The 12,578-nt window shown below is 69.7% G+C and carries 16 protein-coding genes; 12 read left to right on the forward strand and 4 right to left on the reverse strand.

The annotated features are described in order from the left end of the window. Positions 1–93: 93 nt before the first annotated feature. Genes FM076_RS19960 through FM076_RS19975 form a run of 4 tightly spaced genes read right to left on the reverse strand, consistent with a single transcriptional unit; the run spans position 94 to position 6,153 of the window. Positions 94–522: a hypothetical protein gene (locus FM076_RS19960; RefSeq protein WP_173872360.1), complete on the reverse strand. Its 429-nt coding sequence runs from the start codon at positions 520–522 to the stop codon at positions 94–96. After that, the gene (locus FM076_RS19965; protein WP_243274575.1) at positions 519–5,069 is read right to left on the reverse strand and encodes a putative T7SS-secreted protein; all 4,551 of its coding nucleotides are present in this window, start codon (positions 5,067–5,069) and stop codon (positions 519–521) included. Before FM076_RS19965 ends, FM076_RS19960 begins: the two co-directional genes overlap by 4 nt. Further along, entirely contained in the window at positions 5,069–5,755 is a 687-nt protein-coding gene (locus FM076_RS19970; RefSeq protein WP_173872361.1) for a hypothetical protein, read from the reverse strand. The genes FM076_RS19965 and FM076_RS19970 overlap by 1 nt, the downstream gene beginning before the upstream one ends. Then, a complete protein-coding gene (locus FM076_RS19975) occupies positions 5,755–6,153 on the reverse strand; it encodes an SseB family protein (RefSeq protein ID WP_173872362.1) in 399 nt (132 codons plus the stop codon). The genes FM076_RS19970 and FM076_RS19975 overlap by 1 nt, the downstream gene beginning before the upstream one ends. 566 nt (positions 6,154–6,719) lie before the next feature. On the opposite strand from FM076_RS19975, the gene rpsJ reads away from it, so the two are divergent. From rpsJ to rplN, 12 genes are all read left to right on the forward strand, one after another. Then, complete coding sequence (gene rpsJ, locus FM076_RS19980; protein WP_016473429.1) at positions 6,720–7,028, forward strand: 30S ribosomal protein S10; 309 nt, start codon at positions 6,720–6,722, stop codon at positions 7,026–7,028. Between the two features lie 16 nt (positions 7,029–7,044). Then, the gene (rplC, locus tag FM076_RS19985; RefSeq protein WP_173872363.1) at positions 7,045–7,689 is read left to right on the forward strand and encodes a 50S ribosomal protein L3; all 645 of its coding nucleotides are present in this window, start codon (positions 7,045–7,047) and stop codon (positions 7,687–7,689) included. Between the two features lie 7 nt (positions 7,690–7,696). After that, the gene (gene rplD, locus FM076_RS19990; protein WP_173872364.1) at positions 7,697–8,344 is read left to right on the forward strand and encodes a 50S ribosomal protein L4; all 648 of its coding nucleotides are present in this window, start codon (positions 7,697–7,699) and stop codon (positions 8,342–8,344) included. Next, positions 8,344–8,766: a 50S ribosomal protein L23 gene (gene rplW / locus FM076_RS19995; protein WP_016473426.1), complete on the forward strand. Its 423-nt coding sequence runs from the start codon at positions 8,344–8,346 to the stop codon at positions 8,764–8,766. The genes rplD and rplW overlap by 1 nt, the downstream gene beginning before the upstream one ends. Positions 8,767–8,813: 47 nt before the next feature. After that, positions 8,814–9,650, forward strand: a complete 837-nt coding sequence (gene rplB, locus FM076_RS20000; protein ID WP_173872365.1) for a 50S ribosomal protein L2 — start codon at positions 8,814–8,816, stop codon at positions 9,648–9,650. Positions 9,651–9,664: 14 nt separating this feature from the next. Beyond that, entirely contained in the window at positions 9,665–9,946 is a 282-nt protein-coding gene (gene rpsS, locus FM076_RS20005; RefSeq protein WP_016473424.1) for a 30S ribosomal protein S19, read from the forward strand. Between the two features lie 40 nt (positions 9,947–9,986). Then, positions 9,987–10,334, forward strand: a complete 348-nt coding sequence (gene rplV / locus FM076_RS20010; RefSeq protein ID WP_099883475.1) for a 50S ribosomal protein L22 — start codon at positions 9,987–9,989, stop codon at positions 10,332–10,334. Beyond that, positions 10,334–11,170 carry a 30S ribosomal protein S3 gene (gene rpsC / locus FM076_RS20015; RefSeq protein WP_173872366.1) on the forward strand — a complete coding sequence of 279 codons (837 nt, stop codon included), beginning with the start codon at positions 10,334–10,336 and terminating at the stop codon, positions 11,168–11,170. The genes rplV and rpsC overlap by 1 nt, the downstream gene beginning before the upstream one ends. Positions 11,171–11,173: 3 nt before the next feature. Next, on the forward strand, positions 11,174–11,593 hold the full coding sequence (rplP, locus tag FM076_RS20020; protein WP_099883477.1) for a 50S ribosomal protein L16: 420 nt from the start codon (positions 11,174–11,176) through the stop codon (positions 11,591–11,593). Beyond that, on the forward strand, positions 11,593–11,817 hold the full coding sequence (rpmC, locus tag FM076_RS20025) for a 50S ribosomal protein L29 (protein WP_016473420.1): 225 nt from the start codon (positions 11,593–11,595) through the stop codon (positions 11,815–11,817). Before rplP ends, rpmC begins: the two co-directional genes overlap by 1 nt. Continuing rightward, complete coding sequence (gene rpsQ / locus FM076_RS20030) at positions 11,817–12,101, forward strand: 30S ribosomal protein S17 (RefSeq protein WP_016473419.1); 285 nt, start codon at positions 11,817–11,819, stop codon at positions 12,099–12,101. Before rpmC ends, rpsQ begins: the two co-directional genes overlap by 1 nt. A 106-nt stretch (positions 12,102–12,207) precedes the next feature. After that, entirely contained in the window at positions 12,208–12,576 is a 369-nt protein-coding gene (gene rplN, locus FM076_RS20035) for a 50S ribosomal protein L14 (protein WP_016473418.1), read from the forward strand. Positions 12,577–12,578 lie beyond the last annotated feature (2 nt).

A 12,578-nucleotide genomic window follows, 5' to 3' on the forward strand; every position in this document is an offset into this window, starting at 1 on the left:
GCTTCGGTCAGGCCGGGGCACCACCTGCGGGAGCGTCACCTCCTTCGGCGGTGACGCTTCCAGCCCTCCTCGTCGTGGGGCGGGGGCGGTCGGTCAGGACTCGGGGGATTCGGTGGCGGCCGGAAGGGCCCAGATCAAGGCGTGCAGGAGTTGGTTCTTCTGTCTGCGGGGGAGCGGCCGCAGTCTGCCGTACGTACGCGGTGCCACGTCCAGGCGGTGCGGGACACGCCGCAGCGGTGAGCGCTTTCCGCCGAAGGCGTCCGGTTCGTAGGCGAGCAGAATGCAGATCCAGCTCTGAGAGGGGACGCTCTCGGGGAGGACGGGCACGAGAAGGTACCGGGTGTTGTCGTCCGCGCTCGTGTCGATGCGCCTGCCTGTGCGGCTGAAACCGGCGTTCTCCGCCTCGGCGACGAGCCGCCGCAGCGTGCGGGTGTCCGCGCGGCGCACCTCCCCCGGCACGGGCCAGCCGAACGGCGAGGTGACTCGGTCCCGTCGGCCCGCGAGCAAGCCGAAACGCCTCACGAACTTCCTCCTCGCCCCAGAATCCGCACGATCGTGTCGGGGGTGATGTTGGGGTTGCCGGGGTCCCGCATCCGTTCCAACGCCTCGGCGATGCGGTGGTTTCCCTGAATGACCTCGCCGTCGCCGATCGTCACCACGTGGCCGATGCCGTCAGGGTCGTTGATGGCACGCAGCAGCGTCTCGTCGTCCATGCTCCGCATCACTCCCAGCTTCAACGGGTCACCCACATCGGGTGTCCCGATCCCGTCCAGGTCACCGAGCCGCATGGGTTCGCGCTGAGAGCGCATGATCTGGTCGGCTCGGTAGCCCGGGGGGCGGAACTTGTCCTTGAGCCGTTCGACGAACCCGGGGCGGTCCGGATAGTCGGGCGCGAGGCCCAGGGGGTCGTACCAGGCGGACGGGTTCGCAACGTATCGCACCGGGTTCGGGGCCGGCAGCAGTCCCAGGGGGTCGGGTGTGGTGTAGCGGGCGGTTTCTGGGTCGTAGTGGCGGAAGCAGTTGTAGTGCAGGCCCGTTTCCGGGTCGTAGTACTGGCCCGGGAAGCGGAGGGGGGTGTAGGCGGTGCTGGCTGTGTGCCACGTTGTGGTGCCCCAGAGGGTGGATTGGGTGCGCCATGCGATCTCGCCGTCTTCGGAGACCAGTTCCGTGGGGGTGCCGACCAGGTCGGTGACCATCGCGTAGAAGCGGGAGTCTATTTCCTGCTGGGTGGTCTCGTCGGTGAGGCGTTCCGTCTGGGTGAGGGGGGTGAAGCCCTTGTGGTCCCAGGTGAGGGTGACCGGGTGGGGGAGGTCCGGGGAGAGCGTGGTCTGCTCGATGAGGGTGGGGCCGTCCCAGGTGAAGACGACCGTTTCCGCCTTGTCCTCGCCCGCCATGCGGTGTTTGGCGATCCGGCGGCCCAGGGGGTCGTACTCGTAGCGCCAGACCGTGCCTCCCCCAGAGCCTTCGGCCCCGGGGGGACCCCCAGGGGTGACGGCCTGGGTGAGGCGGTCCTCCGCGTCCCAGGTGTAGCGCCAGGTGTCCGGCTTCTTCGAGAGGCGGGTCTTCTGGCGGAGGGTGATGCGGCCCGCCGCGTCGTGTTCGTAGCGCACCTTGCCGGCGGCGGTGATGCGCGTGCCCTCGTACGTGCGCGGGCCGATCGCCTCCGGGGCGGCGTGGGTGGTGGGCCAGGACGCTTCCGTCTGGTTGCCCGCCTCGTCGTAGGCGTAGCGCTCGCTCCAGCCGCGGGCGTGGACGGCGGTGACGCGGCCGATCGCGTCCAGGTCGAAGACCGTCCGGCCGGAGAGGCCGTCCTCCACCTCGGTGAGGTAACCGTCCGGTCGGTATGTGTACGAACGTCGCTGGATGGTCTCCCCGGCGGTGACGGCCTGCCCCAGGAGGCGGCCCGCCGGGTCCCACACCTGCGAGAGCGTGAGGCCCGCGTCGCCGATGCGGCGTTCCGTCTCGCGGCCGGCCGCGTCGTGGGTGAAGTCCAGCGTGTGACCGGACGCCGTCAGCGACGTGCGGTTGCCCGCCGCGTCGTACGTGCTCGTGGAGACGGCACCCGTCGGAGTCACCCGTCGGATGCGGCGGCCCAGGGCGTCGTATGTGTGCGTCAGCACCCTGCCGCCCACCAGCTCCGTCTTGACGCGGCCCAGCTTGTCGCGCTGGTAGCGCACCTGCGTGTCCGGGCCGACCGCTTCCAGCAGGCGGCCCGCCGCGTCGTAGGCGTACGTCGTCACCGCGCCGGCCGCGTCCTTGCGCACCGTGCGGCCGAGCGCGTCCCGCTGGTAGGTGATCTCGTCGCCGAGCGGTGTCACCCGGCGGACCAACTGGCCCGCCGGGTCCAGCTCGTAGCGCTGGGTGCGGTCGTCGAAGTCCGTCTCCGCGACCAGGCGGCCCGCCGGGTCGTAGGTGTAGTCCCAGGTGAGGCCCTGCGGGTTGGTCACCCGCGTCATGCGCAGTTCGGCGTCGTACGCGAACTCGTAGCGCACACCGTCCGGGCCCGTACGAGCCGTCAGCATGTCGAAGTGGGTGTACTCGTAGCGGGTCTCGCCGCCCGCGGCGTCCACATGGCGGGTGCAGTTGCCCTCGCCGTCCCACTCCCACGTCTCCGTCGCACCGTCCGGGGCGGTGCGCGACGACAGGCGGCCCTCGGGCGTCCAGGTCAGCCCGGTCGCCGCGCCCAACGGGTCCACCACGCGGACAGGGCGGCCGAACGCGTCCCGTTCGTACCGCGTCACCCCGCCCAGGGGGTCGGTGATCTCCACCGGGAGCCCGGCCCCGTCACAGCGCACCCGGGTCGTCGCGCCGAGCGGATCCGTCACCGACGCCAGATGGCCCCGGCCGTCGTAGGTGAAGCGCGTCGTGTGGCCGGCCGGGTCGGTCAGGGCGAGGCGGTTGCCCCACTCGTCCCACTCCTGACGCCAGACCGCGCCGTCCGGGTCCCTCGTCCCGGTGGGGAGGCCGAGCGCGTTGCGGGTGATCGCCACGGTGGTGCCGTCGGGACGGGTGACCTCCCTGATGCGGCCCGCCTCGTCGTAAGCGAACGTCGTGGTGCGGCCGAGGGGGTCGGTGTGGGACAGCGGACGGTTGCAGGCGTCCCGCCGCGTGCGCGTGCTGTGGCCCAGCGGGTCCACCTCCCCCACGGCCAGTCCCCGCTGGTCGAACAGGGTGCGTGTGGCGTGCCCGTCGGCGCTCGTCAGCGTCGTGACCTTGTACCCGGTCGCCCCGTCCACGCCGTCGTAGTCGATACGGACCTGCACATGGCCCTCGGTGCCCCCTTCGGCGATGCACCGGTGCAGATTGTCGTAGACGTAGTCGTAGCGGCGGCCGTTGGTGTCGGTCCAGGACACCACGCGTAACTCGTCGTCGTACTCGAACCGCAGCGGCAGGCCCGACGAGTTGACGACCTCTGTCAGGTTCCCGTCCGTGTAGCCGTACCGCATCACAGTGACGTCGGCGTCCGTACCGGCCAGGACCAGTGCCGTCACCCGGCCGCCCTCGACCGTGAACCGCACCACGTAGCCGCCGCTGTGGACGAGGCGCACAGGCGCGCCCATGCCCGCGTCGTACTCGAACGTGATGCTGTTGCCGTTGCGGTCGGTGATCTGCTCGATCCGGGCGGCCCCGTCCTCCGCCGGGTCCGGACCGCCTCCGGGCGGCGCGAAGTGGCGTACCCATCCCGTCCCGGGATCGGTGAGGGTGTAGCCGCCGTCCTCTGTGCGCTCCAGCGGCATGCGGGACGCGCCCGCCGCGGGCAGTGTCGGCACGCCGGGCGCCGGGTGCGAGTACGTGAGCAGGCGGCCGTCCTCCGCGACGAAGACGACACCCTCCGCGTCCACCTCCAGCCGCTGGTCCAGCGTCGAGGACCACGACGGGCCGAACCAGTGGCCGAGCCGGTAGCCGGACTCCACACGGCGCGTGAACACCAGCGGGAGCGTGCCGGGCAGGGACAGATCGGTCTGCGGGAGGTACATCCTGCCGGTGGCCAGGTCCACCGGGTCGGTCCGCCCCGACGGAGTCTCCTTCCCGGTGCGGGCCGCCTGCTCCGGGGTCTTGTCGCCGAGCGCCCGGCGGGCCCCCGCCGCCTCCTTCGCCACCCTCCCCGCCCGCACCCCCTTCGTCGCCATCCCCGCGCCCTTGGTGCCCAGCAGCTCGGGGATGAGGCGGCCGACGCCCTCGGCGGGATCCTTCTTGAAGGCGTCCAGCATGGCCTTGCCGGTGCCCACCGGGTCGTTGGCGGTGCGCATGAGGCCGGTGACGGTGGAGTTGAGGCTGGTGACGTACTCCGCCGGGTGGGTGAGGTTGTAGGGGTCGGTGGGGTTGACGCTGCGGACGAAGTTGACGAGGCCGCCGGTGCCCTTGACGATGCCGCCGGAGACGTGGACGGCGTCCAGCTCCAGCCCGGTGAGGCCGTCGCCGGCCTGGTCCCAGTAGTCCGGCTTGGGCGGGGCCGCGTCGCGGGCGGCCTTGACCGCTGTCCGGGCGACACCGGCGGCCGTGTTGCGCTGGGAGCGGGCCTCCGTCAGCTGCTCCTCGGCCTCCTCCTTCTTGTCGTCCTTGTACTTGGTGACCGCCTCGCGCGCCTGCCCCTGCGCCCACTCGACCGTCGAGGCGAAGGACTCCAGCGCGCCGGCCGCCTTCTCGCAGGCGTCGGCAGCCTTCGTCCACTTGGCCGGTTCCATGCCGACCTTCTCCCAGAAGGCATCGGCGGCCTTGCCCTTCAGCGACCCTTTCGGCAGCCCCTTGAGCCCGTTGGCGACGTTCGTGAACGCCGTGTTGAAGTCCCTGAGGTGCTTCGCCGTGGAGCGGATCTTGCCGGGGCTGCCGTAGACCAGCCGCTTGGGGTCCTCCGTCTCGTCGAGCTGGAGCTCGGCGGTCTCCGCGCCGAGCCGGTTGGCGACCGAGCGGGATGTGTCGCGGGTCCAGTCGGCGCCGCTCTCCCAGCCGACGTCGTCCATGCGGTCGGCGCTCCAGTCGCCGACGCCTTCGACGACGTCCCCCGTGCCCTCGACGAGGTCCTCACCCTTCTCCTCGATGGAGTCCGGTACGAAGTCCCGCCAGCTCATCAGCCTTCGCCCCCCTGCCGCTGGCCCGGCTGCCCCTGCTGCTGGCCCTGCTGCCCCTGCCGCGCCGCCGCCCGCTCCTCCGGAGAGGGGCCGAAGTACTCGTCCTGCTTGGCCGCGACCTGCTCGTCACTGACGCCCGTGGCCTGCTGGAGGGCGTCCACGTACATGCCGCCCCGGCCCTTGGTCGTCACCTCCCGGGCGGTGTCCTGCCAGTCCTGCTCGATGTCCTGGCCCGCCTTCTCGAAGGACTCGGCGCTGTAGTCCGGCTTGTACGGGAACACGAGGCCGCCCCAGTCCTTCTTGGCGACCTCCTCCTCGGTGGCGTGCGGATTGCCGGTGAGGGAGTTGAGGCCGACCTTGAGGGCGCCCGCCGCGTACTGGTCCTCCTCGTACGACATCCCCGCCGACAGCCCCAGCTTCTTCGCCAGCGCGTTGGCGTTCTGGACCAGGGCGCGCACGCCCCACTCCCACTTCTCGCAGAAGTCCTCGAAGTCCACCGACAGCCCGTGGTGGCCCATCTCCATGCCGGTCAGGGAGAGCCCCTCGAAGCCCGCGCCCTGGAGGGCGTCCGTGGCGCCGCTGCCGGACTGCTTCAGCTCGTCGATGGCGCCCTTGAGCCCCTTTTCGATCAGGCCGAGGGACTCCTTGTTCCAGTTGACGCCGTCATCGCTCTTCGGGCCGCCCATCAGGCGACCTCCGCCCCGCCACCGCCGACGGCCACCTCGTCGGGGACGACGCCCGGCGCGGGCGGGAACAGCATGGAGCCGTCCTCGTCGGCGGCGTTCACGGCGACCCCGGCCGGCTCGCCCAACTGTGGGACGACGGCGTCGAGCAGCCGCGCCCCCAGCACGGACACATACGCCCACTCCGCGTCGGGACGGCTCCCGCGGGCCAGTGCGAACCGGGCCAGGGCCGCCTCGTGGGTGAAGGCGAAGATCCACCGGACGCCGCCGTGGACCGCCGACAGCAGCCGGCCCTCCTCTACAGTGGGCACCAGCACGGCGGTGCGGCGGAACTCGCCCACCAGTGCGGCGGGGTCACCCGTTCCGGCACGTGTCTCGGCGATCTCCTCCAGGAGCTCCATCCCCCACCCCTTCGTCCCGGCATGTCCCCGACAGCGACGGACGACAAACGTACGCACGTGATCGCATGATCACGCAAGGTCATCGCCGCCGCTCAGTGGGACGGAGGCGCGGGACGCGTCCCCGGGTGGGAGGGGCGCGGGCACGGGCCCGACCCGTGATAATGCCCGGATTGGCGCGCGCCAATCCGGCTATGGCACACTGTCCAGGTTGCTCGGTTGAGTGCCGATGCTGCGCGCCTCCCGCCGGGAGGACCGGAAGCGAGTCCCAACGTATTCGTCGCCCCTCATCAGGGGCGGAAGTACGGGAATCTTCCGGGAAGCGTAGGAGGGGCTTCCAACCAGGCACCCGGTGGGTTTCTCCCCCGGCTTCCTCCTCAAACGGAACGCTGCTTCCCTGCGGCTTCTCCGAGGAACCGTACGGCCTTCCGGCCGGTACGGCTCCGAGGGGTGCTCGTGCGGACACGTACGAGAAGGAAGCCGACACGCCCGACCGCGTGGGTCGGCGGGTGAAGGGGCGGAGCCCATGGGTTCCAGAGCGTGACGAGAGACAGGACTACGAAGTAGCCATGGCGGGACAGAAGATCCGCATCAGGCTCAAGGCCTACGACCACGAGGTCATCGACAACTCGGCGAAGAAGATCGTCGAGACGGTGACCCGTACTGGCGCGTCGGTCGCCGGCCCGGTGCCGCTGCCCACAGAGAAGAACGTGTACTGCGTCATCAAGTCGCCGCACAAGTACAAGGACTCGCGCGAGCACTTCGAGATGCGCACCCACAAGCGTCTGATCGACATCCTCGACCCGACGCCCAAGACCGTTGACTCGCTGATGCGCCTGGACCTCCCGGCCGGCGTCGACATCGAGATCAAGCTCTGAGGGGTGCGGGAAGAAGATGGCTAAGCAGATCAAGGGCGTCCTGGGCGAGAAGCTCGGCATGACCCAGGTCTGGGACGAGAACAACCGTGTCGTTCCCGTGACCGTCGTCAAGACCGGGCCGAACGTGGTGACCCAGGTCCGCACCGCAGACAGGGACGGCTACGAGGCCGTCCAGATCGCCTTCGGCGAGATCGACCCGCGCAAGGTGAACAAGCCCCTCAAGGGCCACTTCGCCAAGGCCGACGTCACCCCCCGCCGCCACCTGGTGGAGATCCGCACCGCCGACGCCTCCGAGTACACGCTCGGCCAGGAGCTGGGCGCGGACACCTTCGAGGCCGGCGTCAAGGTGGATGTGACCGGCAAGTCGAAGGGCAAGGGCTTCGCCGGCGGCATGAAGCGCCACGGCTTCCACGGCGGCAAGGCTTCGCACGGTGCCCACCGCGTGCACCGCAAGCCGGGCGCCATCGGTGGCTGCGCCACCCCGGGCCGTGTCTTCAAGGGCACCCGCATGGCCGGCCGGATGGGCAACGAGCGGGTCACCACCCAGAACCTGACCGTCCACGCCGTTGACGCGGAGAAGGGCCTGCTGCTCATCAAGGGCGCAGTCCCCGGTCCGAACGGCGGCCTCGTCCTGGTCCGTACCGCGGCCAAGGGGGCCTGAGGAACCGATGAGCACCATTGACATCCTTTCGCCGGCCGGCGAGAAGACCGGGACCGTCGAGCTCCCCGCGGAGATCTTCGACGCGCAGGTCAGCGTTCCGCTGATCCACCAGGTCGTCGTCGCCCAGCTGGCCGCTGCCCGCCAGGGCACGCACAAGACCAAGACCCGCGGTGAGGTCCGCGGCGGCGGCAAGAAGCCGTACCGCCAGAAGGGCACCGGCCGCGCCCGTCAGGGTTCGGTCCGCGCTCCGCAGTTCGCCGGCGGTGGCGTCGTGCACGGCCCCGTGCCGCGCGACTACTCGCAGCGGACCCCGAAGAAGATGAAGGCCGCCGCGCTGCGCGGTGCCCTCTCCGACCGGGCCCGCCACGGCCGCGTCCACGTCGTGTCCGGCGTGGTCGACGGCGAGGTCTCCACCAAGGCGGCCAAGGCGCTGCTGGGCAAGGTCAGCGAGCGCAAGCACGTGCTGCTCGTCGCCGAGCGCAGTGACGAGCAGACCTGGCTGTCCGCCCGCAACCTGCCCCAGGTCCACATCCTGGAGCCGGGCCAGCTCAACACCTACGACGTGCTCGTCTCCGACGACGTGGTCTTCACCAAGGCCGCGCTGGAGTCCTTCGTTGCTGGCCCGAAGGCCCACACCGAAGGGAGCGACGCCTGATGGCTACGCGACACCCGAGCATCGCCTCCAAGGCAGCGAAGGCCGCGAAGGCCGCCCGCGTCGCCAAGGCCGCCCGCCGGGCTGCCGAGGGCCCGGGCCCGATCGCGCCCGCCGACCCGAGCAAGGTCTTCTCGGACCCGCGCGACCTGCTGATCCGGCCGGTCGTCTCGGAGAAGAGCTACGCGCTGCTGGACGAGAACAAGTACACGTTCATCGTCGACCCGCGTGCGAACAAGACCCAGATCAAGCAGGCCGTGGAAGAGGTCTTCTCGGTCAAGGTCGCCGGGGTCAACACGATCAACCGTCAGGGCAAGCGCAAGCGCACCCGCACCGGTTACGGCAAGCGCGCCGACACCAAGCGCGCCATCGTGACCCTTGTCGAGGGCGACCGAATCGACATCTTCGGCGGCCCGGCCTCCTGACGGGGGCGGGGTTGTTCTGAAGTCCGGAACATTCCGAGGACTGAGAAATGGGTATCCGCAAGTACAAGCCGACGACTCCTGGCCGTCGTGGCGCCAGCGTCGCCGACTTCGTCGAGATCACGCGGTCCACGCCGGAGAAGTCGCTGGTCCGCCCGCTGCACAGCAAGGGTGGCCGTAACAACGCCGGCCGTGTGACCGCCCGCCACCAGGGCGGTGGCCACAAGCGCGCCTACCGTGTCATCGACTTCCGTCGGCACGACAAGGACGGCGTGCCCGCGAAGGTCGCGCACATCGAGTACGACCCGAACCGCACCGCGCGCATCGCGCTGCTGCACTACGCGGACGGCGAGAAGCGCTACATCCTCGCCCCCCGCGGCGTCCAGCAGGGCGACCGGATCGAGAACGGCCAGGGCGCCGACATCAAGCCGGGCAACAACCTGCCGCTGCGCTTCATCCCGGTCGGTACGACGATCCACGCTATCGAGCTGAAGCCGGGCGGCGGCGCCAAGTTCGCCCGCTCCGCCGGTGCTTCGGTGCAGCTGCTGGCGAAGGAGGGCCGCATGGCCCACCTCCGTATGCCCTCCGGCGAGATCCGGCTGGTCGACGTCCGCTGCCGCGCCACCGTCGGCGAGGTCGGCAACGCCGAGCAGTCGAACATCAACTGGGGCAAGGCCGGCCGCATGCGCTGGAAGGGCGTCCGCCCGACCGTCCGCGGTGTGGTCATGAACCCGATCGACCACCCGCACGGTGGTGGTGAGGGCCGTACCTCCGGTGGCCGCCACCCGGTCTCCCCGTGGGGTCAGAAGGAGGGCCGTACGCGCTCGCCGAAGAAGGCCAGCAACAAGTACATCGTCCGCCGCCGCAAGACGAACAAGAAGCGCTAGGAGGCGGGTTTTAGATGCCGCGCAGTCTCAAGAAGGGGCCCTTCGTCGACGACCACCTCGCCAAGAAGGTGGACGCGCAGAACGAAGCCGGCACCAAGAACGTCATCAAGACCTGGTCCCGCCGCTCGATGATCGTCCCGGCCATGCTGGGCCACACGATCGCGGTGCACGACGGCCGCAAGCACGTCCCGGTGTTCGTCACCGAGTCGATGGTCGGCCACAAGCTCGGCGAGTTCGCGCCGACCCGCACCTTCCGTGGCCACGTGAAGGAAGACCGCAAGTCGCGTCGCCGCTGAGCGGGTGTGTTGACCAATGACTGACACCGAAGGGACAACCATGGAAGCCAGGGCCTCCGCGCGCTACGTGCGCGTCACGCCCATGAAGGCCCGCCGGGTGGTGGACCTTGTCCGTGGCATGAACGCCACGGAGGCTCAGGCGGTCCTGCGTTTCGCCCCGCAGGCCGCGAGCGTGCCGGTGGGCAAGGTGCTGGACAGCGCCATTGCCAACGCCGCGCACAACTACGACCACACCGACGTCGACAGCCTCTACATCTCCGAGGCATACGTCGACGAGGGCCCGACCCTGAAGCGGTTCCGGCCGCGCGCGCAGGGCCGCGCCTACCGGATCCGTAAGCGGACGAGCCACATCACCGTGGTCGTGAGCAGCAAGGAAGGAACCCGGTAATGGGCCAGAAGGTAAACCCGCACGGGTTCCGGCTCGGCGTCACCACCGACTTCAAGTCGCGCTGGTATGCCGACAAGCTCTACAAGGACTACGTCAAGGAAGACGTCGCCATCCGCCGCATGCTCACCCAGGGCATGGAGCGGGCCGGCATCTCCAAGGTGGAGATCGAGCGCACGCGTGACCGCGTCCGCGTCGACGTCCACACCGCCCGCCCGGGCATCGTCATCGGCCGCCGCGGCGCCGAGGCCGACCGGCTGCGCGGCAACCTGGAGAAGCTGACCGGCAAGCAGATCCAGTTCAACATCCTCGAGGTGAAGAACCCCGAGACGGACGCGCAGCTCGTGGCCCAGGCGGTCGCCGAGCAGCTGTCCTCCCGGGTCTCCTTCCGCCGCGCCATGCGCAAGAGCATGCAGACGGCGATGAAGGCCGGTGCCAAGGGCATCAAGATCCAGTGCGGCGGCCGCCTCGGCGGTGCCGAGATGTCGCGCTCGGAGTTCTACCGCGAGGGTCGCGTGCCGCTGCACACCCTGCGCGCCAACGTCGACTACGGCTTCTTCGAGGCCCGGACGACCTTCGGCCGCATCGGTGTGAAGGTGTGGATCTACAAGGGCGACGTCAAGAACATCGCTGAGGTGCGCGCCGAGAACGCCGCGGCCCGTGCGGGCAACCGCCCGTCGCGTGGCGGCAACGACCGTCCCCGTGGCCGGGGCGGCGAGCGTCGTGGCCGCAAGCCGCAGCAGCAGGGCGGCCAGGGCGGCGCCGAGGCTCCCAAGGCGGAGTCCGTCGCGCCCGCCGGTGCTGCTGCCGAGCCGAGCGCTTCTGGAAAGGAGAGCTGACCCATGCTGATCCCGCGCAGGGTCAAGCACCGTAAGCAGCACCACCCGAAGCGCACGGGTATGGCCAAGGGTGGTACCGAGGTCGCCTTCGGCGAGTACGGGATCCAGGCCGTCACCGGCGCCTATGTGACCAACCGGCAGATCGAGGCAGCTCGTATCTCCATGACGCGTCACATCAAGCGCGGTGGCAAGGTGTGGATCAACATCTACCCGGACCGCCCGCTGACCAAGAAGCCCGCCGAGACCCGCATGGGTTCCGGTAAGGGTTCGCCGGAGTGGTGGGTCGCGAACGTCAAGCCGGGGCGCGTGATGTTCGAGCTGTCCTACCCGAACGAGAAGATTGCTCGTGAGGCGCTCACCCGCGCTGCTCACAAGCTTCCGATGAAGTGCCGCATCGTGCGGCGCGAGGCAGGTGACGCGTGATGGCGGCCGGAACCAAGGCGTCCGAGCTGCGCGAGCTGGGCGACGAGGAGCTTGTCTCCAAGCTCCGCGAAGCCAAGGAAGAGCTGTTCAACCTCCGCTTCCAGGCGGCGACCGGGCAGCTCGAGAACCACGGCCGGCTCAAGGCCGTCCGCAAGGACATCGCCCGGATCTACACCCTGATGCGTGAGCGCGAGCTGGGCATCGAGACGGTGGAGAGCGCCTGATGAGCGAGACGAACGTGACTGAGAACAAGACGCAGCGCGGCTTCCGCAAGACCCGCGAGGGCCTGGTCGTCAGCGACAAGATGGACAAGACCGTCGTCGTCGCTGTCGAGGACCGCGTCAAGCACGCGCTGTACGGCAAGGTCATCCGCCGTACCAACAAGCTCAAGGCGCACGACGAGCAGAACGCTGCCGGTGTCGGCGACCGCGTCCTCCTGATGGAGACCCGGCCGCTGTCCGCCACCAAGCGCTGGCGCATCGTCGAGATCCTCGAGAAGGCCAAGTAACTCCTTGAAGCCCACCCGGGCTTCAAGGTTCGTTCCGCCAGGCTCGGCAGGGGCCGCCCGCTGAGGGAGCCCCTGCCGGGAACCGGCAGACATACAGGAGATAGACGTGATCCAGCAGGAGTCCCGGCTTCGCGTCGCCGACAACACGGGTGCCAAGGAGATCCTCACCATCCGTGTTCTCGGTGGCTCGGGCCGGCGCTACGCGGGCATCGGTGACGTCATTGTCGCTACCGTCAAGGACGCGATCCCGGGCGGGAACGTGAAGAAGGGCGACATCGTCAAGGCCGTCATCGTGCGCACCGTCAAGGAGCGCCGCCGCCCGGACGGTTCGTACATCCGGTTCGACGAGAACGCCGCCGTCATCCTCAAGAACGACGGTGACCCTCGCGGCACCCGTATCTTCGGTCCGGTGGGCCGCGAGCTGCGCGAGAAGAAGTTCATGAAGATCATCTCGCTCGCGCCGGAGGTGCTGTGACC

The organism is Streptomyces albus subsp. chlorinus (genome assembly GCF_013302895.1).
Taxonomy (GTDB): domain Bacteria; phylum Actinomycetota; class Actinomycetes; order Streptomycetales; family Streptomycetaceae; genus Streptomyces; species Streptomyces chlorinus.

Coding starts and splice junctions, on each gene's coding strand:
- rpsS (WP_016473424.1), top strand. CDS start 9,665: ATGCCGCGCAGTCTCAAGAAGGGGCCCTTCGTCGACGACCACCTCGCC.
- rplD (WP_173872364.1), top strand. CDS start 7,697: ATGAGCACCATTGACATCCTTTCGCCGGCCGGCGAGAAGACCGGGACC.
- rpmC (WP_016473420.1), top strand. CDS start 11,593: ATGGCGGCCGGAACCAAGGCGTCCGAGCTGCGCGAGCTGGGCGACGAG.
- rpsQ (WP_016473419.1), top strand. CDS start 11,817: ATGAGCGAGACGAACGTGACTGAGAACAAGACGCAGCGCGGCTTCCGC.
- rpsC (WP_173872366.1), top strand. CDS start 10,334: ATGGGCCAGAAGGTAAACCCGCACGGGTTCCGGCTCGGCGTCACCACC.
- rplP (WP_099883477.1), top strand. CDS start 11,174: ATGCTGATCCCGCGCAGGGTCAAGCACCGTAAGCAGCACCACCCGAAG.
- rplW (WP_016473426.1), top strand. CDS start 8,344: ATGGCTACGCGACACCCGAGCATCGCCTCCAAGGCAGCGAAGGCCGCG.
- rplV (WP_099883475.1), top strand. CDS start 9,987: ATGGAAGCCAGGGCCTCCGCGCGCTACGTGCGCGTCACGCCCATGAAG.
- rpsJ (WP_016473429.1), top strand. CDS start 6,720: ATGGCGGGACAGAAGATCCGCATCAGGCTCAAGGCCTACGACCACGAG.
- rplB (WP_173872365.1), top strand. CDS start 8,814: ATGGGTATCCGCAAGTACAAGCCGACGACTCCTGGCCGTCGTGGCGCC.
- FM076_RS19975 (WP_173872362.1), bottom strand. CDS start 6,153: ATGGAGCTCCTGGAGGAGATCGCCGAGACACGTGCCGGAACGGGTGAC.
- rplC (WP_173872363.1), top strand. CDS start 7,045: ATGGCTAAGCAGATCAAGGGCGTCCTGGGCGAGAAGCTCGGCATGACC.
- FM076_RS19965 (WP_243274575.1), bottom strand. CDS start 5,069: ATGAGCTGGCGGGACTTCGTACCGGACTCCATCGAGGAGAAGGGTGAG.
- FM076_RS19970 (WP_173872361.1), bottom strand. CDS start 5,755: ATGGGCGGCCCGAAGAGCGATGACGGCGTCAACTGGAACAAGGAGTCC.